Source organism: Streptomyces sp. NPDC048257, from assembly GCF_043201855.1.
Classification (GTDB): Bacteria; Actinomycetota; Actinomycetes; order Streptomycetales; family Streptomycetaceae; genus Streptomyces.
In genome coordinates this window covers 42,741-65,324 of record NZ_JBICZI010000020.1, presented here as the reverse complement: position 1 = coordinate 65,324, position 22,584 = coordinate 42,741, and the positions used below count along the sequence as shown (strand labels likewise).

24 protein-coding genes and 1 tRNA gene are annotated in these 22,584 nt (G+C 72.3%); 12 read left to right on the top strand and 13 right to left on the bottom strand.

The annotated features are described in order from the left end of the window. Position 1: 1 nt before the first annotated feature. Positions 2 to 1,819 (top strand): glutamine--fructose-6-phosphate transaminase (isomerizing), encoded by a 1,818-nt coding sequence (gene glmS / locus ACGFZK_RS28850; protein WP_393851777.1) that lies wholly within the window; start codon positions 2 to 4, stop codon positions 1,817 to 1,819. An 84-nt stretch (positions 1,820 to 1,903) separates the two neighbouring features. Here glmS and ACGFZK_RS28845 read toward each other — a convergent pair whose 3' ends face one another. After that, positions 1,904 to 2,470, bottom strand: coding sequence for an acetate uptake transporter (locus ACGFZK_RS28845; RefSeq protein ID WP_393851776.1), 567 nt, complete (start codon positions 2,468 to 2,470; stop codon positions 1,904 to 1,906). Between the two features lie 98 nt (positions 2,471 to 2,568). After that, positions 2,569 to 3,102, bottom strand: a complete 534-nt coding sequence (locus ACGFZK_RS28840; RefSeq protein WP_393851775.1) for a universal stress protein — start codon at positions 3,100 to 3,102, stop codon at positions 2,569 to 2,571. 323 nt (positions 3,103 to 3,425) lie between these two features. Here ACGFZK_RS28840 and ACGFZK_RS28835 point away from each other — a divergent pair, with 323 nt between their 5' ends. From ACGFZK_RS28835 to ACGFZK_RS28820, 4 genes are all read left to right on the top strand, one after another. After that, positions 3,426 to 3,869, top strand: coding sequence for a hypothetical protein (locus ACGFZK_RS28835; protein WP_393851774.1), 444 nt, complete (start codon positions 3,426 to 3,428; stop codon positions 3,867 to 3,869). A 376-nt stretch (positions 3,870 to 4,245) separates the two neighbouring features. After that, positions 4,246 to 5,418 carry a helix-turn-helix domain-containing protein gene (locus tag ACGFZK_RS28830; RefSeq protein ID WP_393851773.1) on the top strand — a complete coding sequence of 391 codons (1,173 nt, stop codon included), beginning with the start codon at positions 4,246 to 4,248 and terminating at the stop codon, positions 5,416 to 5,418. A gap of 105 nt (positions 5,419 to 5,523) precedes the next feature. Then, entirely contained in the window at positions 5,524 to 6,126 is a 603-nt protein-coding gene (gene orn, locus ACGFZK_RS28825; protein WP_393851772.1) for an oligoribonuclease, read from the top strand. 118 nt (positions 6,127 to 6,244) lie between these two features. Next, positions 6,245 to 6,317, top strand: a tRNA-His gene (locus ACGFZK_RS28820). Positions 6,318 to 6,410: 93 nt separating this feature from the next. Here the strand turns inward: ACGFZK_RS28820 and ACGFZK_RS28815 are convergent. After that, complete coding sequence (locus ACGFZK_RS28815) at positions 6,411 to 7,436, bottom strand: LacI family DNA-binding transcriptional regulator (protein ID WP_393851771.1); 1,026 nt, start codon at positions 7,434 to 7,436, stop codon at positions 6,411 to 6,413. Between the two features lie 102 nt (positions 7,437 to 7,538). Here ACGFZK_RS28815 and ACGFZK_RS28810 point away from each other — a divergent pair, with 102 nt between their 5' ends. From ACGFZK_RS28810 to ACGFZK_RS28795, 4 genes are read left to right on the top strand one after another with little or no spacing between them, the layout of a single operon-like run. Continuing rightward, positions 7,539 to 8,888: an ABC transporter substrate-binding protein gene (locus ACGFZK_RS28810; protein WP_393851770.1), complete on the top strand. Its 1,350-nt coding sequence runs from the start codon at positions 7,539 to 7,541 to the stop codon at positions 8,886 to 8,888. A 7-nt stretch (positions 8,889 to 8,895) separates the two neighbouring features. After that, on the top strand, positions 8,896 to 9,894 hold the full coding sequence (locus tag ACGFZK_RS28805; RefSeq protein WP_393851769.1) for a carbohydrate ABC transporter permease: 999 nt from the start codon (positions 8,896 to 8,898) through the stop codon (positions 9,892 to 9,894). Next, positions 9,891 to 10,715 (top strand): carbohydrate ABC transporter permease, encoded by an 825-nt coding sequence (locus tag ACGFZK_RS28800; RefSeq protein ID WP_393851768.1) that lies wholly within the window; start codon positions 9,891 to 9,893, stop codon positions 10,713 to 10,715. Before ACGFZK_RS28805 ends, ACGFZK_RS28800 begins: the two co-directional genes overlap by 4 nt. Further along, a complete protein-coding gene (locus ACGFZK_RS28795) occupies positions 10,712 to 12,133 on the top strand; it encodes a GH1 family beta-glucosidase (protein ID WP_393851767.1) in 1,422 nt (473 codons plus the stop codon). The genes ACGFZK_RS28800 and ACGFZK_RS28795 overlap by 4 nt, the downstream gene beginning before the upstream one ends. A gap of 9 nt (positions 12,134 to 12,142) precedes the next feature. Here ACGFZK_RS28795 and ACGFZK_RS28790 read toward each other — a convergent pair whose 3' ends face one another. Then, positions 12,143 to 12,964, bottom strand: a complete 822-nt coding sequence (locus ACGFZK_RS28790) for an SDR family oxidoreductase (protein ID WP_393851766.1) — start codon at positions 12,962 to 12,964, stop codon at positions 12,143 to 12,145. A gap of 80 nt (positions 12,965 to 13,044) precedes the next feature. Here ACGFZK_RS28790 and ACGFZK_RS28785 point away from each other — a divergent pair, with 80 nt between their 5' ends. Then, entirely contained in the window at positions 13,045 to 13,626 is a 582-nt protein-coding gene (locus tag ACGFZK_RS28785; protein ID WP_393851765.1) for a TetR/AcrR family transcriptional regulator, read from the top strand. Between the two features lie 57 nt (positions 13,627 to 13,683). Here ACGFZK_RS28785 and ACGFZK_RS28780 read toward each other — a convergent pair whose 3' ends face one another. The 6 genes from ACGFZK_RS28780 to ACGFZK_RS28755 all read right to left on the bottom strand — a co-directional run bounded on the left by ACGFZK_RS28780 (position 13,684) and on the right by ACGFZK_RS28755 (position 17,756). Continuing rightward, positions 13,684 to 13,977: a hypothetical protein gene (locus ACGFZK_RS28780; protein WP_393851764.1), complete on the bottom strand. Its 294-nt coding sequence runs from the start codon at positions 13,975 to 13,977 to the stop codon at positions 13,684 to 13,686. Positions 13,978 to 14,078: 101 nt separating this feature from the next. Continuing rightward, the gene (locus ACGFZK_RS28775) at positions 14,079 to 14,771 is read right to left on the bottom strand and encodes an NADPH-dependent F420 reductase (RefSeq protein ID WP_393851763.1); all 693 of its coding nucleotides are present in this window, start codon (positions 14,769 to 14,771) and stop codon (positions 14,079 to 14,081) included. Between the two features lie 30 nt (positions 14,772 to 14,801). Further along, positions 14,802 to 15,455 (bottom strand): disulfide bond formation protein B, encoded by a 654-nt coding sequence (locus ACGFZK_RS28770; protein WP_393851762.1) that lies wholly within the window; start codon positions 15,453 to 15,455, stop codon positions 14,802 to 14,804. A gap of 2 nt (positions 15,456 to 15,457) precedes the next feature. After that, positions 15,458 to 15,622 carry a DUF5993 family protein gene (locus ACGFZK_RS28765; protein WP_393851761.1) on the bottom strand — a complete coding sequence of 55 codons (165 nt, stop codon included), beginning with the start codon at positions 15,620 to 15,622 and terminating at the stop codon, positions 15,458 to 15,460. Positions 15,623 to 15,658: 36 nt separating this feature from the next. Beyond that, positions 15,659 to 17,059, bottom strand: coding sequence for a sensor histidine kinase (locus ACGFZK_RS28760; protein WP_393851760.1), 1,401 nt, complete (start codon positions 17,057 to 17,059; stop codon positions 15,659 to 15,661). Between the two features lie 7 nt (positions 17,060 to 17,066). Beyond that, a complete protein-coding gene (locus ACGFZK_RS28755; protein WP_393851759.1) occupies positions 17,067 to 17,756 on the bottom strand; it encodes a response regulator transcription factor in 690 nt (229 codons plus the stop codon). A gap of 79 nt (positions 17,757 to 17,835) precedes the next feature. Here ACGFZK_RS28755 and ACGFZK_RS28750 point away from each other — a divergent pair, with 79 nt between their 5' ends. Then, on the top strand, positions 17,836 to 18,390 hold the full coding sequence (locus ACGFZK_RS28750; protein WP_393851758.1) for a hypothetical protein: 555 nt from the start codon (positions 17,836 to 17,838) through the stop codon (positions 18,388 to 18,390). Between the two features lie 10 nt (positions 18,391 to 18,400). Here the strand turns inward: ACGFZK_RS28750 and ACGFZK_RS28745 are convergent, their stop codons facing one another. The 3 genes from ACGFZK_RS28745 to ACGFZK_RS28735 form a co-directional block, all read right to left on the bottom strand. Further along, entirely contained in the window at positions 18,401 to 19,054 is a 654-nt protein-coding gene (locus ACGFZK_RS28745; RefSeq protein WP_393851757.1) for a class I SAM-dependent methyltransferase, read from the bottom strand. A gap of 157 nt (positions 19,055 to 19,211) precedes the next feature. Next, positions 19,212 to 20,090, bottom strand: coding sequence for a spermidine synthase (locus ACGFZK_RS28740; RefSeq protein WP_393851756.1), 879 nt, complete (start codon positions 20,088 to 20,090; stop codon positions 19,212 to 19,214). A gap of 44 nt (positions 20,091 to 20,134) precedes the next feature. Further along, positions 20,135 to 20,536 (bottom strand): hypothetical protein, encoded by a 402-nt coding sequence (locus ACGFZK_RS28735; protein ID WP_393851755.1) that lies wholly within the window; start codon positions 20,534 to 20,536, stop codon positions 20,135 to 20,137. A 242-nt stretch (positions 20,537 to 20,778) separates the two neighbouring features. Between ACGFZK_RS28735 and ACGFZK_RS28730 the strand changes: the two genes are divergently transcribed. Continuing rightward, a complete protein-coding gene (locus ACGFZK_RS28730) occupies positions 20,779 to 22,104 on the top strand; it encodes a tetratricopeptide repeat protein (RefSeq protein WP_393851754.1) in 1,326 nt (441 codons plus the stop codon). The last annotated feature ends 480 nt before the right edge of the window (positions 22,105 to 22,584 follow it).

Sequence of the window (22,584 nt, the reverse complement as noted above, 5' to 3'; positions counted from 1 at the left end):
TATGTGCGGAATCGTCGGTTACATCGGCAAGCGTGACGTGGCACCGCTGCTGCTCGAAGGACTGCAGCGCCTCGAGTACCGCGGGTACGACTCCGCGGGCATCGTCGTGAACAGCCCGAAGGCCTCCACCCTCAAGGTCGTCAAGGCCAAGGGCCGGGTCCGCGAGCTGGAGTCCCGCGTCCCCAAGCGCTTCGCCGGCACCACCGGCATCGCCCACACCCGCTGGGCCACGCACGGCGCCCCGAGCGACATCAACTCGCACCCGCACCTGGACGCCGAGAACAAGGTCGCCGTCGTCCACAACGGCATCGTCGACAACGCCTCCGAGCTGCGCGCCAAGCTCGAGGCCGAGGGCGTCGTCTTCGTCTCGGAGACCGACACCGAGGTCATCGTCCACCTGATCGCCCGCTCCGAGGCCGACTCCCTGGAGGACAAGGTCCGCGAGGCCGTCAAGGCGATCGAGGGCACCTACGGCATCGCCGTCATGCACGCCGACTTCGCCGACCGCATCGTCGTCGCCCGCAACGGCTCCCCGGTCGTCCTCGGCATCGGCGAGAAGGAGATGTTCGTCGCCTCGGACGTCGCCGCGCTCGTCGCCCACACCCGCCAGGTCGTCACCCTCGACGACGGCGAGATGGCCACCCTCAAGGCCGACGACTTCCGCACCTACACCACCAGCGGTGCCACCACGACCGCCACCCCGGAGACCGTGGAGTGGGAGGCCGCCTCGTACGACATGGGCGGTCACGACACCTACATGCACAAGGAGATCTCCGAGCAGCCCGACGCGGTCGACCGCGTGCTGCGCGGCCGGATCGACGACCGCTTCAACACCGTGCACCTGGGCGGCCTGAACCTGGACCCGCGCGAGGCGCGCGGCATCCGCCGGGTCAAGATCCTGGGCTGCGGCACCTCGTACCACGCGGGTCTGATCGGCGCCGGCCTCATCGAGGGCATGGCCCGGATCCCCGCGGACGCCGAGCCGGCCTCCGAGTTCCGGTACCGCAACCCGGTCGTGGACCCCGACACCCTCTACATCGCGGTCTCCCAGTCCGGTGAGACCTACGACGTGCTCGCGGCGGTGCAGGAGCTCAAGCGCAAGGGCGCCCGCGTCCTCGGCGTGGTCAACGTGGTCGGCTCCGCGATCGCCCGCGAGGCCGACGGCGGCGTGTACGTGCACGCCGGCCCCGAGGTCTGCGTCGTCTCCACCAAGTGCTTCACCAACACGGTCGTGGCCTTCGCGCTGCTCGCCGTGCACCTGGGCCGCATCCGGGACCTCTCGGTCACCGACGGCAAGCGGATCATCGAGGGCCTGCGCAAGCTGCCCGCGCAGATCCAGGAGATCCTCGACGGCGAAGAGGACATCAAGAAGCTGGCGGCCGAGTTCGCCGAGGCCAAGTCGATGATGTTCATCGGCCGGGTCCGCGGCTACCCGGTGGCGCTGGAGGCCTCCCTCAAGCTGAAGGAGATCTCCTACATCCACGCCGAGGCCTACCCGGCCTCCGAGCTCAAGCACGGTCCCCTCGCCCTGATCGAGCCCTCGCTGCCGACGGTCGCGATCGTCCCGGACGACGACCTGCTGGAGAAGAACCGCGCGGCGCTCGAGGAGATCAAGGCCCGCAGTGGCCGGATCCTGGCGGTCGCCCACCGCGAGCAGGAGAAGGCGGACCACACCATCGTGGTGCCGAAGAACGAGGACGAGCTGGACCCGATCCTGATGGGCATCCCGCTCCAGCTGCTGGCGTACCACACGGCCCTGGCCATGGGCCGGGACATCGACAAGCCGCGCAACCTGGCGAAGTCGGTCACCGTCGAGTAGTCGCCGCCCCCGACACAGCTGAGAACCCCCGTGCGCGGTGCGCACGGGGGTTCTCCGCTGTGGTGCCGTTCCGTGCCCGGCCGCTCAGCTCGCGGCGACCGCGCCGCGCCGGGACCTCCCGACGGCCATCGGCCAGTGCGCCAGCGCCGCGGTCGCCCCGTACCAGGCCAGCAGTCCGGCCACCGCGGCGACCCAGCCGCCCGCCTTGGCGATCCCGCCGTTGTCGACGAAGGCGCCTATCGCCAGCAGGACCAGCGACAGGGTCAGCAGGCCGTAGACGCCCTGGCCGAACACCCCGCTCGCGGCGGCGAGCGTGAGGGTCAGCGCGAGCATCGCGAACAGGACAAGAAACGTTCCGGCTGCTTCGTCGGAGACCGAACCGCCCGCCCCCTTGGCCCACGTGAACCAGAAGACGCCGAGGCCCGCGAACGCGGTGCCGTTGAACCCGTTGCCGCCGCGGTACTCAAGGAGTCCGAGGAGGAAGAGGGCCGCGCCGCCGACGTACATCGCGAGCGACACGGAGTTGGCAGCGGACACGCCGTCGATGACACCGGTGTGGCCGATACCGAACGCGAGAAGGGTGAGACCCAGGGCGATGTTCCCGAGGGTCGAAGTCGAGGCCGTGCTTCCCGCAGAGACACCATTGTCCACGGCGGGCTCCCTTCGATCTGCAGTTGTTTGCTGCGTCCCAGCAGCATTTATCTACCCTTTACACGAGGGCACAACCGCACAAGCCCCTTAACAGACGGTCACGGAATGACAACGACCGGTCGCTGTGCGCGCTTGGCCAGCCGGCCGGCGACCGAGCCGAAGATCCGGCCCACGATCCCGTGGGTGGAACCGACCACGATGGCGTCGGCCGAGTACTCCCGGCCGACCTCCTCCAGCTCATGGCAGATGTCACCACCGCGCTCGACCAGGATCCACGGCACTTCGGACAGATAGTCCGCACAGGCGAGTTCCAGCCCGAGCACCTCGGTGCGGTGGTCCGGCACGTCCACGAAGACGGGCGGCTCGCAGCCGGCCCAGACGGTGGTGGGCAGCCGGTTGGCGACATGGACGATGATCAGACCCGATCCGGAGCGACGGGCCATGCCGATCGCATAGGCGAGCGCGCGCTCGCTTGAGGTGGATCCGTCGAATCCCACAACGACCCCGTGCCGGAAGGCCGGATCGCAGTGCACGCGTGTCTGTTCCACCGCGCGCAGATCGGCGGCCGACGCGGGGTCGACGACGCGTTTGCGCTTGCGGTCCGCGGGTTCGGAGAATTCGTGACCGGCCATGGGTGTCTCGGCGAAGAGGTCCTCGGAGGAAGCAACAGGGGCGAAATCGGCGACGCAGTGTGACGGAGCTCTGTCCGGGAAGCATCTTCCCAAGCCCTTACCCACCAGGGTACGGCGACACTCCTGTCCTGCACAGGGCATGCCGCCCTTGGAGAGCGTCCCAGGGAGCATGCCGGAGCGAGCGCGCCTTGGCAATGTCCGCTGTCCCCTACAGGCAGTGACGAGACAGGGGATCGCCACCCGTGCGCGCAGTGACCGAGCCCCGCCGGCGGGCGTTGGGACATGCGTCCGACCTTCAGGTAAGAGCCCGCAGGGAGCACGCCGTGCCCGGTCATCCGGTTCACCCCGTCCAGCCAGCTCAGCCGACGCAGTCCGTCCGGTCCCTCCAGAACGCCGACCCGCTCGCGCAGTTCGCGCCTTCCCCCCGCTCGCCCCTTCACTCGTCCGTGCGTCCCACCGGACACCCCCATGACGACCCCGCGGGTGACGTCGTGCGCTGGGCCGCCTTCAGCTGCCTGCTCGTCCCCGTGGTCCTCGTCGTCTACGGAACCTCCTTCGGCGGGGCCGCCGTCGCGACCCTCGGCCTGCTCGCCGTCACGGCCGCGTGCCGGATCCTGCTGCGCCACTCGGAGAAGGCCGCGCGGGCCGCGGCCCGGGTCCGGGCGGAGGAGCCACTGCCGTCCGCCCACCGCCGCCGGCACTCGCGCGGCGGGGCCGGGAGCCGCCGCGGATGCCGGGCCTCCGGGCCGGTCTCCCCGCACGACTGACTTATTCGCACACCCACACACGCATGTTTTCGGCCAACTTCCCGGCAGGGTGCCCTCCTTGCCGGAATGTCCCCCCGCCCCCCTCACCACCAGCGACGACAGACCCCGAGGGGCGTGCTGGCCCTACAGGTACTGGCCATGGCCGGGCGGCACGCTTCCCGTTCGGGTAGCGGAGTGGAACGCTTACTGATCGAATGCTTTTCGCCAAGTTGAGAAGTCGACATAGCGCTGCGTGCTGAACTTGTCACGCCGACACCACGGGACGCAGTAGATTCGATCATGTATTTACGGCGGGGGATCCACGTGCAAGGCCGAGGGGAAACGTGCAGGTGCGACCAGACCAAGGAGTCGCGACACCCAAGGGGGGCTTAGCGCCATGAGCCAGGATTCCACCGCCGTCGTCACAGACGCCGGCCGGAAGCTCGCGGGGCGTCGCCGCAGGGAGATCGTCGCGGTGCTGCTCTTCAGCGGCGGACCGATCTTCGAGAGCTCCATTCCACTTTCCGTGTTCGGCATTGACCGGCAGGACGCGGGAGTTCCACGCTATCGATTGCTCGTGTGCGCCGGTGAGGACGGTCCGCTCAGGACCACCGGCGGACTCGAACTGACCGCGCCGTACGGGTTGGAGGCGATCGCCCGGGCAGGAACGGTCGTCGTTCCCGCCTGGCGCTCCATCACTTCACCACCGCCGCCGGAGGCGCTCGACGCACTGCGTCTGGCGCACGAGGAGGGGGCCCGGATCGTCGGACTGTGCACGGGAGCCTTCGTGCTCGCCGCCGCCGGTCTGCTGGACGGCCGGCCCGCGACGACGCACTGGATGTACGCGCCGACGCTGGCCAAGCGGTACCCGTCCGTCCATGTCGATCCGCGCGAACTGTTCGTCGACGACGGCGACGTGCTCACGTCCGCCGGTACGGCGGCCGGAATCGACCTGTGCCTGCACATCGTGCGCACGGACCACGGCAGCGAGGCGGCCGGGGCCCTGGCCCGCAGGCTCGTCGTGCCGCCGCGCCGGACGGGCGGCCAGGAACGCTATCTCGACCGGTCGCTGCCGGAGGAGATCGGTGCCGACCCGCTGGCCGAGGTCGTCGCCTGGGCCCTGGAACACCTCCACGAGCAGTTCGACGTGGAGACGCTGGCCGCCCGCGCCTACATGAGCAGGCGCACCTTCGACCGGCGGTTCCGCTCGCTCACCGGCAGCGCTCCGCTCCAGTGGCTGATCACCCAGCGGGTGCTCCAGGCACAGCGGCTGCTGGAGACCTCCGACTACTCGGTCGACGAGGTCGCCGGACGCTGCGGGTTCCGCTCGCCGGTCGCCCTGCGGGGTCACTTCCGGCGGCAGCTGGGGTCCTCCCCGGCCGCCTACCGCTCCGCCTACCGGGCGCGCCGGCCGCAGGCCGACGTGGCACAGGTGGCCGAGATCAACTCGGGTCCGGTTCCGCACCAGCGCACTCCGCAGCCCCACCGGGCGGCGGCGGCCCTGGCCGCGGCGGGTCCCACGGTGACGGAGCTCTACGCCCCGGGCCGGGCGCTACGGGAACACGCGTAACCGCTCGCCGGGTACGACGCACGAGGGTCCTCCATCGGTCATCGCCGATGGGGGACCTTCCGCATATGCGGTCCGCGCCGCGGGCGACCGCATAAGGTGGGACACATGAACGATCGCATGGTGTGGATCGACTGCGAGATGACCGGGCTCTCGTTGACGGACGACGCACTTATCGAGGTGGCCGCACTGGTCACCGACTCGGAGCTCAACGTGCTCGGCGAAGGCGTGGACATCGTGATCCGCCCGCCGGACGCCGCCCTGGAGACCATGCCCGACGTGGTGCGCGAGATGCACACCTCCTCCGGCCTGCTCGACGAGCTGGCCGGCGGGACCACCCTCGCGGATGCGGAGGCGCAGGTCCTGGCCTACGTCCGCGAGCACGTGAAGGAACCCCGCAAGGCGCCGCTGTGCGGGAACTCGGTCGGCACCGACCGCGGCTTCCTGCTGCGCGACATGGCCGCGCTGGAGAGCTACCTGCACTACCGGATCGTGGACGTGTCCTCGGTCAAGGAGCTGGCGCGCCGCTGGTACCCGCGGGCGTACTTCAACAGCCCGCCGAAGAACGGCAACCACCGGGCGCTGGCGGACATCAAGGACTCCATCACCGAGCTGCGCTACTACCGTGAGGCGGTCTTCGTGCCGCAGCCCGGGCCCGACTCGGACACGGCCCGGGGCATCGCCGCCAAGCACGTCGTGCCGGGCGCGTAGCCGCCTCCCGGCTCCTGGCCAGGCCCTGCGGAGACGGGGCGCCGGGAAAGGAGGGAGCGAGCACCCTCCCGGACCCTGTACCCTTTTCTTCGGCCGGTCGGTTTTCCGACCGGACATGGTGGGTGTAGCTCAGTTGGTAGAGCACCTGGTTGTGGTCCAGGTGGCCGCGGGTTCAAGTCCCGTCACTCACCCTGCGGGAAGGCCCCGGTTCGCGAAAGCGGACCGGGGCCTTCTGCATGACCGGGGCCTTCTGCTTGAACGGGCCTGCCCCGGGGCCGGGCCGGTCAGGAGGACTCCCGGACCACCAGCCGGTTCGGCAGGACCACGGCCGCCCCGCCCGTCTCCCCGGCGATCCTGCCCAGCAGCATCCGCGTCATCGCCCGCCCCATCTCCTCGATCGGCTGCCGGACGCTGGTCAGCGGCGGGTCCATGTGCCGGGCCACCACCGAGTCGTCGAAGCCGACCAGCGCCACGTCCTGCGGGATCCGGCGGCCGGCCGCGCGCAGCTCCTGCCGGGCGCCCGCCGCCATCACGTCCGAGGCGGCGAACACCGCGTCCAGCGCGGGGCGGCGCTCCAGCAGTTCGCGCATGGCCCGCCGGCCGCCCTCCTCGGTGAAGTCGCCGACCGCGATCAGCGGCTCGTCGACGGGGTGGCCGGCGCCCTCCAGGGCCTGCCGGTAGCCGTCGAGGCGGCACTGGGCCCCGTACACGTCCAGCGGGCCGGTGATCGTGGCGATCGTGCGACGGCCCCGGCCGAGGAGGTGGCGTACGGCCTCGGCCGCGCCCGCCAGGTTGTCGGAGTCCACGCTGGGCAGGGTCTCGGCGGCGGAGCGGCGGCCGCTGACCACCATGGGGATGCCCAGCTCGGCCAGCAGCTCCGGCAGCGGGTCCCCGGCGTGGACGGAGACGAGGAGCACCCCGTCGACGCGGTGCCCGGACAGGTACTGGGCGAGGCGGCGGCGTTCGCGGTCGCTGCCCGCCAGGGTGAGGACGAGCTGGACCTCGGTCTCGGCGAGGGCGGCGCCCACCCCGCGGACCACTTCGGAGAAGTAGGGCTCGGCGAAGAAGCGGGCCTCGGGCTCGGGGATCACGAGGGCGATCGCGTCGGTGCGGTTGGCCGCGAGGGCGCGCGCGGCGCGGTTCGGTACGTACCCCAGCTCGGCCACGGCCGCCTCGACGGCGACCCTGGTGTGCTCGCTGACCTTGGAGGATCCGTTGATCACCCGGGAGACCGTGCCGCGCCCGACTCCGGCGCGCGCCGCGACCTCCTCCAGGGTCGGCCGTCCCCCACTGCGCCCGTGCCCGTTCATGGCTTCCTCCCGGTTGTGAATCTACCTCTTGACGACTGTGGGAGCGCTCCCACACTGTGTCACACGACACCTGGCACGTTTCGTCCTCCAGGGAGGAAGCACATGCGCGTCCGAGCCCGAGCCCGAAGAACCCTTGTCACGACCGTAGCCGCGGTAGGAGCTGCGGCCCTGCTGCTCGCGGGGTGTGCGCAGGACCCCGAGGAGAGCCCCGACCAGGGCGCTCCGGCCACCGGCACATCCGGCGGCACCGCACAGACCACCCTCACCGTCGGGGTCTTCGGGGCCTTCGGACTCCAGGAGGCCGGGCTCTACGACGCGTACATGGCGCAGAATCCCGGGATCCGCATCGAGCAGACCTCCATCGAGCGCAACGAGAACTACTACCCCCAGCTCCTCACCCACCTGGGCACGGGCAGCGGGCTCGCCGACATCCAGGCCGTCGAGGTCAACAACATCGCCGAGATCACCGCCACCCAGTCCGACAAGCTGGTGGACCTGGCCAAGGCCCCCGGCGTGGACAAGGCCGCGTACCTGCCCTGGAAGTGGGCGCAGGGCACGGCGAGCGCCGCCAAGGGCGGGGCCACGGTCGGCCTCGGCACCGACATCGGCCCGCAGGGCATCTGCTACCGCAAGGACCTCTTCGAGGCGGCCGGACTGCCCACCGACCGGGCGGCGGTCGGCGCGCTGTGGGCGGGCGACTGGAACAAGTACCTGGAGGCGGGCAAGGCGTACAAGGCCAAGGCCGGCGACGGGAAGGCCTTCGTGGACTCGGCGTCGGGAGTGATGGCGGCGGTGACCGGAAGCAGCGCCCAGCGGTTCTACGACGACCAGGGCAAGGTCGTCTACAAGACCAACCCGGCGGTGCGCGGGGCCTTCGACCTGGCGGCCTCCTTCGCCACCGGCGGGCTGAGCGCCAAGCTCCAGCAGTTCACCCCGGCCTGGGACCAGGGCTTCTCCAACGGCTCCTTCGCCACGGTCTCCTGCCCGGCCTGGATGCTCGGCTACATCCAGGACAAGGCGGGTCCGGCGGGCAAGGACAAGTGGGACGTGGCGCAGGCACCGAAGCCCAGCAACTGGGGCGGCTCCTTCCTGGTGGTGCCGAAGGCGGGCAAGCACGCCGAGGAGGCGGCGAAGCTCGCGGCCTGGCTGACGGCTCCGGCGCAGCAGGCGAAGCTCTTCGAGAAGCGGGGCAGTTTCCCGAGCGCGAGCGCCGCGTACAAGCTGCCGTCGGTGTCGGGTGCGCAGCACGCGTACTTCGGCGGTGCCCCGATCGGCGAGATCTTCGCGAAGGCGGCCGAGGGCGTGCCGGTGACGGTGGTCGGCCCGAAGGACCTGGTGATCGCGCAGAACCTCGCGGACATCGGGATGCTCCAGGTCGACCAGAAGGGCCGCAGCCCGCAGGAAGGCTGGGAGGCCGCGGTGAAGGCGATCGACAACGCCCTGGATCAGTGAGGCGCCAGTGACGGACGAGACGGCTGTTCTGTCCCCCTCCGCCGTCGGCCCGCAGCGGCCGGCGGCGGAGGGGGGCGGCCGGGGCCGGCCGGGCCAGGTGTGGCGCTCGCGCCGCTACCGCTGGGACCTGCGCTGGAGCCCGTACGCCTTCGTGGCGCCCTTCTTCCTCTTCTTCGCCGCCTTCGGGCTGTTCCCGCTGCTCTACACGGGCTGGGCGGCGCTGCACCAGGTGGAGCTGACCGATCCCGACAGCATGACGTGGGTGGGTCTGCGGAACTTCACCCGGCTGTGGGACGACGAGTTCTTCTGGAACGCGCTGCGCAACACGGTGACCATCGGGCTGCTGTCCACGGTGCCGCAGCTGGCGATCGCGCTGGGCCTCGCCCATCTGCTCAACTACCGGCTGCGGGGCTCCGCCTTCTTCCGGGTCGCGGTGCTCACTCCGTACGCGACCTCGGTGGCCGCGGCCACGCTCGTCTTCGTGCTGCTCTTCGGCCGCGACTACGGAATGGTCAACTGGGCGCTGTCGGCGGTGGGTTTCGAGGCGGTCGACTGGCAGAACGGCACCTTCGCCTCCCAGCTCGCGGTCTCCAGCATCGTGATCTGGCGGTGGACCGGCTACAACGCGCTGATCTACCTGGCGGCCATGCAGGCCGTACCGGGCGAGCTGTACGAGTCCGCCGCACTGGACGGGGCCTCGCGCTTCCAGCAGTTCCTCCACGTCACGGTGCCCTCGCTGCGGCCGACGATCTTCTTCACCTGCGTGGTGTCGACGATCGGGGCGACCCAGCTGTTCGGGGAGCCGCTGCTGTTCAACGGCGGGGCGGGTGCGACGGGCGGCTCGGACCACCAGTTCCAGACGCTCGGGCTGTACCTGTACGAGCAGGGCTGGGTGAACCTGCACCTGGGGCGGGCCTCGGCGATCGCGTGGGCGATGTTCCTGATCTTGCTGCTGATCGCCGGGGCGGCGCGGCTGCTGCGCGGACGGAAGGACGGCTCCCGATGAGATCACTGCGCGCGGGCAGGCTCACGTACGTGGTGCTCGCCCTGTTCACGGCCGGCTCGCTGTTCCCGCTCGTGTGGACGGCGATCGCGGCCTCCCGGAGCAACACGCGCCTGGCCCAGACGCCGCCGCCGTTCTGGTTCGGCGGGAACCTGGGGCGCAACCTCCAGGTCGCGTGGACCGACGCCAACATGGGCACGGCCCTGCTGAACACGGTGATCGTGGCGGGCACGGTCGCCGCGGGCACCGTGTTCTTCTCCACGCTCGCCGGATTCGCCTTCGCCAAACTCCGCTTCCGCGGCAGCCGGGCGCTGCTGGCGCTGGTGATCGGGACGATGCTGATCCCACCGCAGCTGAGCGTGGTGCCGCTCTACATGCTGATCGCGAAGCTGTCGTGGACCGACCGGCTCCAGGCGGTGATCCTGCCGACCCTGGTGGGCGCCTTCGGGGTGTTCTTCATGCGCCAGTACCTGGTGCACGCGCTGCCGATGGAGCTCGTGGAGGCGGCGCGTACGGACGGGGCCAGTTCGCTGCGGGTCCTGTGGCACGTGGTGTTCCCGGCGGCCCGGCCAGCGATGGCGGTGCTGGGGATGCTGACCTTCGTCATGGCCTGGAACGACTTCTTCTGGCCGATCGTCGCGCTGACCCAGAACGGCAGCCCGACGGTGCAGGTGGCCCTGACCGGGCTGGGCCGGGGCTACATCCCGGACCAGTCGGTGATCATGGCGGGCGCGTTGCTGGGCACGCTCCCGCTCCTGCTGGTGTTCCTCGTCTTCGGCCGCCAGATCGTCGGCGGCATCATGCAAGGAGCGGTGAAGGGGTGACTCGAATCCCGACCAACACGAACACGGACACGGACACGGACGCCGACACGGAGACCGGGGCGCGGGAACTGCGGTTCCCCGACGGGTTCCTGTGGGGGACGGCCACGGCGGCCTTCCAGATCGAGGGCGCGGCCGCACTGCGCGGGCCGTCCATCTGGGACACCTTCTGCCGGACGCCGGGCAAGGTGCACGGCGGTGACACGGGCGACGTGGCCGCGGACCACCACCGGCTGTGGCGGGAGGACGTCCGGCTGATGTCCTCGCTCGGGCTGGGCGCCTACCGCTTCTCGGTGTCCTGGCCCAGGGTGCTCGCCGGCGGGCTCGGCTTCTACGACGCTCTGGTCGACGAGCTGCTCTCGTACGGGATCCGGCCCTGCGTGACCCTGTACCACTGGGACCTGCCGCAGGAGCTGGAGAGCGCGGGCGGCTGGCCCGAGCGCGAGACGGCGTACGCCTTCGCCCGGTACGCCGAGCAGGTCGCGGGGGTGCTGGCCGACCGGGTGGAGCTCTGGACCACCCTCAACGAGCCCTGGTGCAGCGCCTTCCTCGGCTACGCCTCGGGGGTCCACGCCCCCGGCCGCACCTCCCCCGCCGACTCCCTGCGCGCCGCCCACCACCTCAACCTGGCGCACGGGCTGGCCGCCTCGGCCCTGCCCGCCCGGGCCAAGGCCGGGATCGCCCTCAACCCGAGCGCGGTACGGCCGCTGACCGGTTCGGCGGCCGACCTGGACGCGGCCCGCCGGATCGACGCCCTGGCCAACCGGGTCTTCACCGGACCGCTGCTGCACGGGGCCTATCCGCAGGACCTGCTCGCGGACACCGCCGCGGTGACGGACTGGTCGTTCGTCCGCCACGGCGACGAGGCGCTGATCCACCAGCCGCTGGACTTCCTCGGGGTGAACTACTACACCCCGGCGGTGGTCTCGGCCGCCCCCGACGGGAACGGCCCGCGCGCCGACGGGCACGGGGCCGCGGCGCACTCCCCCTGGCCCGCGGCGGACACCGTCGCCTTCCACCAGCCTCCGGGCGAGCGGACCGACATGGGCTGGTCGGTCGACCCGACCGGCCTGTACGACCTGCTGATGCGCTTCACCCGCGAGGCACCCGGGCTGCCGCTGCTGGTCACCGAGAACGGCGCGGCCTACGCCCCCGACCTGCACGACCCGCAGCGCATCGGCTACCTGGAGGCCCATCTGGCCGCCCTGCACCGCGCCCTGGCGGACGGCGCCCCGGTGGAGGGCTACTTCCTCTGGTCGCTGATGGACAACTTCGAGTGGTCCTACGGGTACAGCAAGCGGTTCGGCATCGTGCACGTCGACTACGAGACCCAGGCCCGCACCCCGCGCTCCAGCGCCCACTGGTACGCCCGCCTGGCCCGGAAGGGAGGCTTCCTCACCTACGAGGACGAGGTGCTCTAGCCGGAGGGCTCAGCGGAAGGCCGGGGCCGAGCGGGCCGCCCAGTCGGCGAAGGGGCGCGGCGCCCGGCCGAGGATCTCCCGCACGGCCGGGCTCGGCTCCAGTTCGGCGGGCAGGGGTTCCCCGAGGATCCCCAGGGTGCCCTCCACGACCGGCTCGGGCATGAAGGTCAGCATCTGGGCGCGGGCCTCCTCCCGGGTCTGCTCGACGAACCGGACGGGCTCGCCGAGGGCCGCGCCGATGGCCTCGGCCCGTTCCCTCGGGCTGACCGGGGCGGGCCCGTTGAGCTCGTAGGTCCGGCCCGCGTGGCCCGGGCCCGGCTCCCGCAGGACCGCGGCCGCGACCTCGGCGATGTCCGCCGGGTCGATGGTCGGGAGCCCGACGTCGCCGAAGGGCGCGGCGGCCGTGCGCTGCGTACGGATGCTGTCGGCCCAGGCGTAGGCGTTGGAGTTGAGGCCGCCGGAGCGCAGGATCGTCCACTCCAGGCCGCTGCGGCGGACGGCTTCCTCGAACCGCGCGGGGTGGGCGTAGACCTCCGGTCGGGTGCCGACGCCCTGGGACGAGAGCAGGACGACCCGGCGGATCCCGGCGGCCGCGGCCCGCTCCAGGACGCCCTGCGGGTCCTCGCCGGCGACGAGCAGGAACAGCGCCCCGGCCCCTTCCAGCGCGGGGGCTAGACCCTGCGGCTCGGCGAGGTCGGCCGCGTGGTGGCGGACCCCTTCGGGCAGGGGCGCCGGCCGCCGGGAGACGGCGGTCACCGGCTCGCCGCCGGCGGCGAGGATCCGTACGAGTTCCTGTCCCACGTTCCCGGTCGCACCCGTCACTACGATCATGATGATCCCCCTTGTGAGTTAGTCGGCTGACTTAGTTATGACCATAGCCCCTCTCCGGCGGCTCGTCTACAGTCAGTCAGGTGACTGACTCAAAGAAGGTCCGGCGGACCTCCGGCAAGCGGGAGCGGCTGGCGGCCGCCGCGGCCCAGGTCCTCCACGCACAGGGCATCGCCCAGACCACGCTCGCGGACATCGCCGAGGCGGCCGAGGTGCCGGTGGGCAACGTCTACTACTACTTCAAGACCAAGGACCAGCTCGTCGAGGCCGCGATCGACGCGCACGGCCGGACGCTGGCGGGACTGATCACCGCCCTCGACGAACTCCCCACCCCCGAGGACCGGTTGAAGGCGCTGCTGAACGGATGGGTCGATCAGCGCGAGGTCACTGCGCGGTACGGCTGCCCCACCGGCACCCTCGCCTCGGAACTCGACAAGCGCGCCGACGGCCTCGACCGGTCGATCGCCGCGGTCATGCGGGTCCTGCTGGACTGGGCGGAAGCGCAGTTCCGCCAGATGGGCCGGGCCGATGACGCCCGCGAGCTCGCCGTCGCCCTGATCGCCGCCTACCAGGGCATCTCGCTGCTCACCAACACCTTCCGCGACCCGGAACTGATGACCACCGAGGCCCGCCGCCTGGAACGCTGGATCGACTCCCTCGCCTGAGGGCGTCCGGAGCGCGTGCCCCCGTACGGACGTCCCAGGTCAACGGGGAACGCGGGGTCAGGACTTCATTGCCGCGAGGCCCTTCGCCAGGTCTTCCGCGTTCATCACGGGAGCCACCTCGACCTCGGCGTTGAACTGCAGGAACAGGTCCTCCATCAGCGCCGGCATGTGCGAGCTGTCCTGGAGGTCGAAGACGATCCAGCAGGAACGCACGCCCTCGTGCAGGCCGAAGTACGCCGCCTCCGGCTTCACCTGGTCCATCAGCTGCGTGATCGCCTGGGGCAGGGCGCCGGTCCTGATGCTCTCGTTGGTGGCGGCCGTGTCCATGTGCGCCCTGAGCATGACTCTCATGCGTGGCTCCTTCCGTCACGCCCACCCTCGGCGCGGGCCGGGGGTGCGGCAACATTTGCGCCCCCGTCCGGGCCGGGCCGGGCCCGCTGCCGGGCGCGCCGTCAGGCGCCCTGGACGTGGAAGTTGAAGTCGGCGTGCCCGAGCCGGCCCATCAGCGTCAGCCAGATCGGCAGCAGCATCTCGGCCCCGCGTGCGGTCTGGATCCCGCCGAGGTCGAGGATGCTCGCCGGCGGCCAGCCGAAGGAGTGCAGCAGCTCCCGCACGCTTCCCTTGGCCTCCTCGTCGTCGCCGGACAGGAAGACGTGGTGCTCCCCCGCCACCCGGGCCGGGTCGACCATCACCGCGCAGTTCATGGTGTTCAGCGTCTTGACCACCCGCGCCCCCGGGAAGGTCCGCTGGATCAGCTCGCCCAGGCTGTCGCTGTTGGCCGGGTCGAGCACGGGCGGCCAGCCTCCCGAGAAGTCCAGCGGGTTGGCGAGGTCGACGAGCACCTTGCCCTCCAGGTGCTCGGCGCCCGCCGCGGTCAGCACCTCGACGCTGACCCGGCCGCCGGTGGCGTTGACCAGGACCTCACCGGTGCGGGCGGCCTCCGCGAAGGTCGCGAGCCCCACCCGCGGATGCCCGGCCTGCCACACCGCGTACGGCACGGCCGGTGCTCCCGTACCGGCCGCCCCGGTCCGGGTCAGGGTGGCGGCGGGGTCACGGGTGCCGAGGACGACGTCGTGGCCCAGGGAGACGAGCCGTTCGGCGACCGTACGGCCCACCGTGCCGGTGCCGAGGACTGCGTAGCGCATTGCGGAAGTCCCTTCTCGCGGAAAGCCCGGTCAGCCGGGGATTCCGATGTCGTGGAAGAACCGGTACCGGTCCGGATCGTCGGGGAGGAACCAGTGGAAGCCCTCCTCCAGGAAGACCGCCACCAGGTTCACCGCGATGACCAGGCCCAGGAACCACAGCGCACACATGCCCGCCGTGCGCAGCGGCCCCGGCCCGGCTGCCGGGACGGCGCGGTCCGCCGTCGCGTGGGCGAAGGCCAAGGCGATGCCGACGGCGACCACCGAGACCTGGAAGAGGATCCACGCCCACACGTACAGGTGCAGACCGAACACCTCGCTCCCGTACCCCTTGTCCCCCGGCAGGACGTGCAGCATCGTCTGGCGCCAGGACGCGAAGGAGCCCGCGATCACCGCGACCAGGGACAGACCCCAGCCCGTCATGTAGTCGCGGCCCGTCACCGAGCCGTTGATCAGCGCCGTGCGGACGATGTACGCCGCGCCCAGCGCCGCCAGCAGCATGAACATCCGCTGCACGATGCACAGCGGGCACGGGTACTCGCCCCGCCCGAACTGGTAGAAGAGGCCGCCGCAGACGACACCCGTCCAGCCGAGGGCGAAGAAGCAGGCGAACCAGTACTGGGCCCGGCCCAGCAGGCCGCCCTCGGGCGGGGCGTCCCGCAGGAGGCTGTGCATCGTGGCGGCCACGGTCAGTAGCTCAGCGTCAGCGCGAGGCCGCTGGTGACGTGGTGCGCCGTCAGCAGGGTGACGGCGATCAGCACGACCCACCACGCGCCGAGCACGACCATCCGGGACGCGTCCCGGTACAGGGCGATCAGCGTGGCGAGGAGCCCGCCGAAGATCAGGGTGTCCATGCCGCGGACCGTACCGAGACGGCGACATCACACCTGCTAGGCGCGCCCCCGGTTACGTCGGTTGCCGCGCCGGACCCCGCGCCGGACCCGCTCCGCGCCCGCCCCGCCCCGGCTCCGGCCGTCCAGCCCGATCCAGACCCGGACCTCGGTCCCGCCGAGCACCGAGCGCCCCAGCCGTACGTCGCCGCCGGTCGACTCCGCGACCCGCCGCACGATGTCCAGGCCGAGGCCCGTCGACCCGTCCCGGCCGCCGTCGTTGCCGCGGCGCAGGGCCGCGTCCGGATCGGCGATGCCGGGGCCCGCGTCCGAGACGAGCACGATGACCGCGTCCGACGCGTCGTGCACGTCCACCGCGAAGGGGGTGCCCTCGGGGGTGTGCCGGAAGACGTTGCCGAGCATGGCGTCGAGGGCGGCCGCGAGTTCCGGCCGGGCCACGGGGATCCGTACCGTACGGTCCACCCCCGCGAGCCGCACCTCGCGGCCCTCGTCCTCCGCGAGCGCCGACCAGAAGGCCATCCGGTCGCGGATCACCTCGGAGGCGTCACAGCCCGCGCCCGCCCCGGCCCCCAGGCCGGTGGCCGGGCGCTGCTCCCGGGCGGTGCGGATGATCGTGTCGACCTCGCGCTCCAGCTGCTCGACGGCCGCCCTGGTCTGCTCGGCGGCCGGGTCGTCGCCGAGCGAGGCCGTGTTGAGCCGCAGCACCGTCAGCGGGGTGCGCAGCCGGTGCGACAGGTCGGCGGCCAGTTCCCGCTCGTTGGCGAGGAGTTCGACCACCTGGTCCGCCATCGCGTTGAACGCGACGGCCGCCGACCGGAGTTCCTTCGGCCCGTCCTCGGGCACCCGGGCGCCGAGCCTGCCCTCACCCAGCTGGTGCGCCGCGTCCGCGAGCCGTTCGGCCGGCCGGACCAGCCGGGCGCCGAGCCGGTCGGCGACCCCGACCGAGCCCACGATCAGGGCCAGCCCGACGCCCGCGAGCACCAGCCAGGCGGTCGCGACGCCGTTGCTGACCTCGCTTTCCGGTACGAAGATCTCCACCACGGCGATGTCCCCGGATCCGAGCGCGGTCGGCTGGAGCAGCGCCGAACCCCCGCCCGCCACCGAGGCCGTCGTGGCCCGTCCCATCCGCCGGGTCTCCGCCACGGCGCGCTCCCCGGCCCGGCCCTCGCCGATGTCCACCGCCGGGCTGTCGCCGATCGCCGGCACGTGGACGGCCATCCGCCGGGCGGCGCCCATCTGGGTGGACTCCACCGCCTTGCGCAGCTGCACGGGGTCGGTGGTGATCGACAGGGTCGGCCCGATGGTGGCGGCCTGCCGCTCGGCGTTGGAGAACGCCCGGTCGCTGGCCATCTCCTGGACGACGAGTCCGAGCGGTACGGCGAAGGCCACGACCACCATGGCCGTGACCGCGAGGCACACCTTGACCAGGGCCCATCTCATCGCGCGCTCACCGGGGCGGCTCCAGCTTGACCCCGACCCCCCGCAGCGTGTGCAGGTAGCGCGGCCGGGCGGCGGTCTCGCCGAGCTTGCGGCGCAGCCAGGACAGGTGGACGTCGATGGTCTGGTCGTCCCCGTACGACTGCTGCCAAACCTCGGCGAGCAGTTCGCGCCGGGCCACGACCACGCCGGGCCGCCCGGCGAGGAAGGCCAGCAGGTCGAACTCCCGGCGGGTGAGGTCCAGTACGGCCCCGTCGAGCTCGGCCTGGCGGCGCAGCGGGTCGATGGCGAGCCCGCCGACGCGCAGGACGCGCGAGGGCGGTTCGGCCCCGGCGGCGGCCCGGGCGCGGCGCAGTACGGCGGCCATCCGGGCGGAGAGGTGTTCCACGGAGAAGGGTTTGGTCAGGTAGTCGTCGGCGCCGTCGTTGAGCAGCCGGACGATCTCCGCCTCGTCGTCGCGCGCCGTGGCGATGATCACGGGCACGTCGGTGATGCCGCGCAGCATCTTGAGTGCCTCGGCCCCGTCCAGGTCGGGCAGTCCGAGGTCGAGGATGACGACGTCGAAGCGGTGGTGCGCGACCTCGCGCAGGGCCTCCAGGGCCGTGCCGACGCTCCGCACGGTGTGCGAGGCCTCGGTCAGGTGCCGGATGAGGGCGGAACGTACGAACTGGTCGTCCTCGACCACGAGCACACTTGCCATGGCCCGCACCGTAGTCCATCCGAGGGACCCACCGGGGTGTCGGGCCACTCTTGGGGCGGGTGGTGCAGTATGTGCCCTGATGCGACGAGGACTACTTCATGCCATGGCTTGGACGCTGGCGACCGGTGCGGCGGTGACGCTGTCGTGGTGGGGCGTGCACGCCGTCATGTCGGGCACGGCCTACGATCCGCCGCTCGCGGTCCCCCTGACCACCCATCCGCTGTCCTCGTCCACGCACGACGCGAAGACGTCCCCGTCCCCGTCCCCGTCGGAGTCCGCATCCCCCTCGCCCTCCGGCTCGCCCGGCCCCGAGACGTCGCCGACCGCCGGGGCCGGGACCGGCGCCGGGAAGCCCTCCCCCAAGCCGTCGGCCACCCCGCGCGCGTACCAGCCGCCGGAGGGGCAGGACGGGGGCGAGGTGCAGGCCTATCCCGTGTCCGGGGGCCGGGTCGTCTTCTCGCTGGGCGCGTCCACCGCCGAGCTGGTCTCGGCCACTCCGGCGGCCGGGTGGCGGATGCAGGTGTGGAAGCAGGACTTCTGGATCCGGGTCACCTTCACCCGGGACGGCCGTGAGGTGTCGGTGTTCTGCACCTGGCACGACCACCCGCCCGTGGTGGAGATCGTCGACCCGTGAGCCCGAACCCCTACGCGGGAACGGTGCCGACCAGCACGAACTCGTTGTACGGGAAGACCTTGCCCATCGGGCGGGGGAAGGGGAAGGAGTAGGTCCGCCGGACCGCGATCCCGGCCTTGCCGGCGTGGCTGCGCAGCTCCTCGAAGCCGACCCAGCGCACGTGGGTGGCGTCGGTGCGGTAGCCGAGCTCCTGCGGTGTGATCATGACGACCGAGCCGCCGGGCCTGACCAGCGGGAGGTACTGCTCCAGCAGCGAGGCCGCGGTCTGCTCGTCGATGTGCTCCAGCACGTGCGCGATCAGCAGGCTGTCGAAGGATCCGGGCCCGCAGTCCGGGGCGGCGGCCAGCTCGTCCGGGGTGTAGGCGTTCAGTCCGCGCTCACGGCAGGTCTGCACCGAGTGCGGGTTGTGGTCGACCCCGACGCTGTCGGGTCCGCAGTTCAGCAGGTTCCGCCCCAGTCCGCAGCCGACGTCGAGCACCCGGCCCAGCTGCAGCCGCTGCAGGTTCCACCGGTACGGCGCCTGCGTGGGCACGAACCGCTTGATCCCGGACTGCTCCAGCCGCGCGAGCCGCTTGGTGTAGTCGGACGTGGCGGTGCTGGGAGTGCTCTGGGCGCTCGGGGTTTCCGAGGCCGGTGCACCGGAGGTTGCGGGGAAATCAGACATTGCTTTTGCCGTCTCCTGAACGCGTCGTAGAAGGGGCGAACCGACCTCCTAGGGGTTCACAGGCTACGCAGCCCGGGCGCTCACCGGGAGTACTCCGCAGATCTTTGTCCGCGACGGCACGGTCCGCGTCCGGAGCCGGGCCGCACCCCCGGCGCGGCTACCGGAACACCGAGGGCGGCGGCTGCGGGGAGGCCACCGCCGAGGCGTCCGCGACCGGGGCCGCGCCACCTGCGAAGTCAGCCAGCGCCCGGCCGTGCTCGACCCGGCCCGGGTGCGGGTCGCTCGCGACCCGGCGGGTGAATTCGGCCACGGGCAGCTCACGGCCGGCCGCCACCAGGACGGCGTTGCCGAAGCGTTTCCCCCGCCACACCACCGGGTCGGCGGCCAGCGCGAGCTCCGTGAACCGGGACGCGGCCGTCGCGATCTGGCTCCGCAGGTGGGCCAGCGGCGGACCGTCCGCCAGATTGGCCACGTACCACCCGGTGGGCGCGAGGGCACGGCGTACGTCGTCCAGGAACTCGGTGCTCGTCAGGTGCGCCGGGGTGCGCGCGCCGCTGAACACGTCCGCGATCACCAGGTCCGCCCAGCCGTCCGGGACCTTGGCCAGGCCCGCCCGCGCGTCCACCGCGCGGACCCGGACCCGCGCCTGCGGATCCAGTGGCAGGTGTTCCCGTACGAAGGCCACCAGCGCGGCGTCGATCTCCACGATCTGCTGGGTGGAGCGGGGGCGGGAGGCGGCGGTGTAGCGGGCGAGGGTGAAGGCGCCGCCGCCCAGGTGCACGACGTTCAGGGGCTGGCGGGCGGGCGCGACGAGGTCGATCAGGTGACCGATCCGCCGCTGGTAGGCGAAGTCCAGGTACCCGGGATCGCCCAGGTCCACGTGCGACTGCGGGGCGCCGTCGATCAGCAGGGTCCAGGCGCCGGCCCGCTCCCGGTCCGGCTCCAGCTCCGCCCGGCCGCCGTCCACCTGCCCGACGACCGCCTCGGCGCTGCCGCGTCCGCGCTGCTTGCCCTTGTTCCTGTCCTTGCCTGCCACCACCCCATTGTGACGGGCGGCGGCGGACGACCGGGCCGGACGTCTCAGCGGCAGTTGTCCGCGGCCTCGATCAGCCGGGCCGCCTCGCCGAGCGCGGCGCGCAGCACGTCCGGATCGGTGACCGGCCCGACGGCGTCCGGCGGAAGCAGCCAGCCGGTGGCGTCCGCGGTGGGCGAGGCGGCGTCGCCGAAACGCATTCCGCGCCCGTTGGTCTGCGTACACGCACTGCCGGGCAGGTCCCAGGCGTCGGCGGTGCCGGACGGTACGAGAAAGCCGAGGGTGTCGCCTGATCCGTCGTGCAGGACGGGCCCGACTCCGCCGGCCTGGCTGGCGGCGCGGCGGATGATGTCCACCGCCTCCAGCCCCTGGCGCGTGGGAACGGTCACCAGGTCCAGGTCCAGGGCCGCGCCGGGCTCGGACGCGGTATTCGTTCCAGTGCTCTCCATGCCGCCCTCCACCAAGGGAACCCCTCCTCGATCCGTATCCGCATGGGTTCAACGCACGGGAACGTCAACGGGTGCGGTGGCAAGACGCCGCAAAGGATGGCAGTTCATGGCGGATCGCGGGTGAGATATCCGTTTTGTAGCCAAACATCGCATGAACACCCTGTCACTGGCGGTACGTTCATGCGCGCCGGGCCCCATGTCACAGCACCGGTGCTGCGCTCCTTGCCAGAGAGGCCACGTCCATGGCGGCGTCCCCCCACTCACCCAACTCCACGTTCCGGCGGCTGCGCGCGCAGCACTCCCCGGCCGAGTTCGCGGCCCTGGTGCGCCGGGCGGCGAAGGAAATCGGAGAAACGGTTTCCTGCGACGCGCGCTACATCGGCCGGGTCGAGTCCGGCGAGATCCGCTGCCCCAACTACGCGTACGAGCGGGTCTTCCTCCACATGTTCCCCGGCCGAACCCTGGCCGATCTGGGCTTCTCCCCCCGCGAGAGCGTCCGCGGCCGCTCGGCACAGCGCGCCACCCGTCCCTTCTCCACACCCAACCACCGTTCCCCTTCCAGTTCCAAGGAGAGCGACGTGCTGCGTCGCGCGTTCATGGCGGGCGGCTCCGCGACCGTGGCGGCCGCGACGCTCAGCCTCACCCTGCTCGGTGACACCCGCCGGCTCCCCTCCCGCGCCGGCGAGTCCGAGGCCGCCGCCGTCGAGGACGCGGTACGCCAGATCCGCCTGCTGGACGACCGGCACGGCGCCGACTCGCTGTACCGCAGGGCCGCCGAACCGCTGCGCACCGCCTACGCGCTGCTCGACGCGGGGGCCACCCGGCAGTCCACCGAGGACCGGCTGCACGCGGGCGCCGGTGAACTGGCCGTGTCGGTCGGCTGGCTGGCCCACGACTCCGGCCGCTTCGACGACGCGCGCTCGCACTACGCGGAGGCCCTGGCGACGGCCCGGGTCGCGCGGGACGCGGGCCTGGAGGCGCACGCCTTCAGCAACATGGCCTTCCTGGCCCGGGACTGCGGCCGCTCCCGCGAGGCGGTACGGGCCGCACAGGCGGGCCTGCGCGCCGCCCGCTCCCTCGGTTCCCCGCGGCTGCTGGCACTGCTCGCGCTGCGGGAGGCCGGGGGCTGGGCGGGGCTGGCCGACCGCAAGGCCTGCGAGGAGGCGCTGACCCGGGCGCACACGGAGTTCTCGCGGGGCGAGTCGGGCAACGACCCCGAGTGGATGTCCTTCTTCGGGCAGGCGGAGCTGGAGTCCCTGGAGGCGCGCTGCTGGTCGGCGCTGGGCGAGCACGCCCGCGCGGCCCGGCACGCCCGCCGCGCCGCCGACCTCCAGGACCCGCACTTCGCCCGGAACGTGGCCCTCTACACCGCCGAGCTGGCCGGCGACCTGGCCCGGGCGGGCGCCCCCGACGAGGCCGCGTGGGCGTGCGGCCGGGTCCTGGACCTCCTGGCCGAGGTCCAGTCCACGCGGATCCGCTCGATGCTGTCGACCACGGCCGCAGCCCTCGTCCCCCACCAGCGCTCCCCCCGCGTGGGCGCCTTCCTCACCCGCCACGCCTCAGCCTGACCGGCGGCCCGGCGGTGTCCGGCCCGGCGGTGTCCGGCCCGGCCTCCCCCTCCCCGGGCGGGCGCCTCAATCGCCGTCGAGGCTCAGTTGGTGTGCCGACGCCCGGCACGGCCTCGCCTTCCCAGGCGGGCCGCCTCAAACGCCGGCGGGGCTGAAGATGCGCGGCCCGGCCTCGCCTTCCCAGGGCGGGCGCCTCAATCGCCGGCGGGGCTCGAAGGGTGGGGCCGGGCTTCGACGGCGTGAGGGGAGTGGGGACGGGGCGGGGTGTCCCCGCAGGACGAGCGCGCAACCACCCCGTACAGCCGAGAAGAGCCCGCACGCGCCGAGCCGAGGAGACACCCCGGGGGCGCCCCCCCGCGCCCCCCCCCCCCCCCCCCCCCCCCGCCCCCCCCCCCCCCCCCCCCCCCCCCCCCCCCCCCCCCCCCCCCCCCCCCCCACGCACCGACCCCACCCACCAGGCCCGCACACCGCCGAGCCGCC

What these genes read in the sequence shown, in the direction of transcription:
- glmS (WP_393851777.1), top strand. Translation starts at nt 2, where the DNA reads ATGTGCGGAATCGTCGGTTACATCGGCAAGCGTGACGTGGCACCGCTG.
- ACGFZK_RS28840 (WP_393851775.1), bottom strand. Translation starts at nt 3,102, where the DNA reads ATGGCCGGTCACGAATTCTCCGAACCCGCGGACCGCAAGCGCAAACGC.
- ACGFZK_RS28830 (WP_393851773.1), top strand. Translation starts at nt 4,246, where the DNA reads ATGAGCCAGGATTCCACCGCCGTCGTCACAGACGCCGGCCGGAAGCTC.
- orn (WP_393851772.1), top strand. Translation starts at nt 5,524, where the DNA reads ATGAACGATCGCATGGTGTGGATCGACTGCGAGATGACCGGGCTCTCG.
- ACGFZK_RS28815 (WP_393851771.1), bottom strand. Translation starts at nt 7,436, where the DNA reads ATGAACGGGCACGGGCGCAGTGGGGGACGGCCGACCCTGGAGGAGGTC.
- ACGFZK_RS28810 (WP_393851770.1), top strand. Translation starts at nt 7,539, where the DNA reads ATGCGCGTCCGAGCCCGAGCCCGAAGAACCCTTGTCACGACCGTAGCC.
- ACGFZK_RS28800 (WP_393851768.1), top strand. Translation starts at nt 9,891, where the DNA reads ATGAGATCACTGCGCGCGGGCAGGCTCACGTACGTGGTGCTCGCCCTG.
- ACGFZK_RS28790 (WP_393851766.1), bottom strand. Translation starts at nt 12,964, where the DNA reads ATGATCGTAGTGACGGGTGCGACCGGGAACGTGGGACAGGAACTCGTA.
- ACGFZK_RS28780 (WP_393851764.1), bottom strand. Translation starts at nt 13,977, where the DNA reads ATGAGAGTCATGCTCAGGGCGCACATGGACACGGCCGCCACCAACGAG.
- ACGFZK_RS28775 (WP_393851763.1), bottom strand. Translation starts at nt 14,771, where the DNA reads ATGCGCTACGCAGTCCTCGGCACCGGCACGGTGGGCCGTACGGTCGCC.
- ACGFZK_RS28765 (WP_393851761.1), bottom strand. Translation starts at nt 15,622, where the DNA reads ATGGACACCCTGATCTTCGGCGGGCTCCTCGCCACGCTGATCGCCCTG.
- ACGFZK_RS28760 (WP_393851760.1), bottom strand. Translation starts at nt 17,059, where the DNA reads ATGAGATGGGCCCTGGTCAAGGTGTGCCTCGCGGTCACGGCCATGGTG.
- ACGFZK_RS28755 (WP_393851759.1), bottom strand. Translation starts at nt 17,756, where the DNA reads ATGGCAAGTGTGCTCGTGGTCGAGGACGACCAGTTCGTACGTTCCGCC.
- ACGFZK_RS28750 (WP_393851758.1), top strand. Translation starts at nt 17,836, where the DNA reads ATGCGACGAGGACTACTTCATGCCATGGCTTGGACGCTGGCGACCGGT.
- ACGFZK_RS28745 (WP_393851757.1), bottom strand. Translation starts at nt 19,054, where the DNA reads ATGTCTGATTTCCCCGCAACCTCCGGTGCACCGGCCTCGGAAACCCCG.
- ACGFZK_RS28735 (WP_393851755.1), bottom strand. Translation starts at nt 20,536, where the DNA reads ATGGAGAGCACTGGAACGAATACCGCGTCCGAGCCCGGCGCGGCCCTG.
- ACGFZK_RS28730 (WP_393851754.1), top strand. Translation starts at nt 20,779, where the DNA reads ATGGCGGCGTCCCCCCACTCACCCAACTCCACGTTCCGGCGGCTGCGC.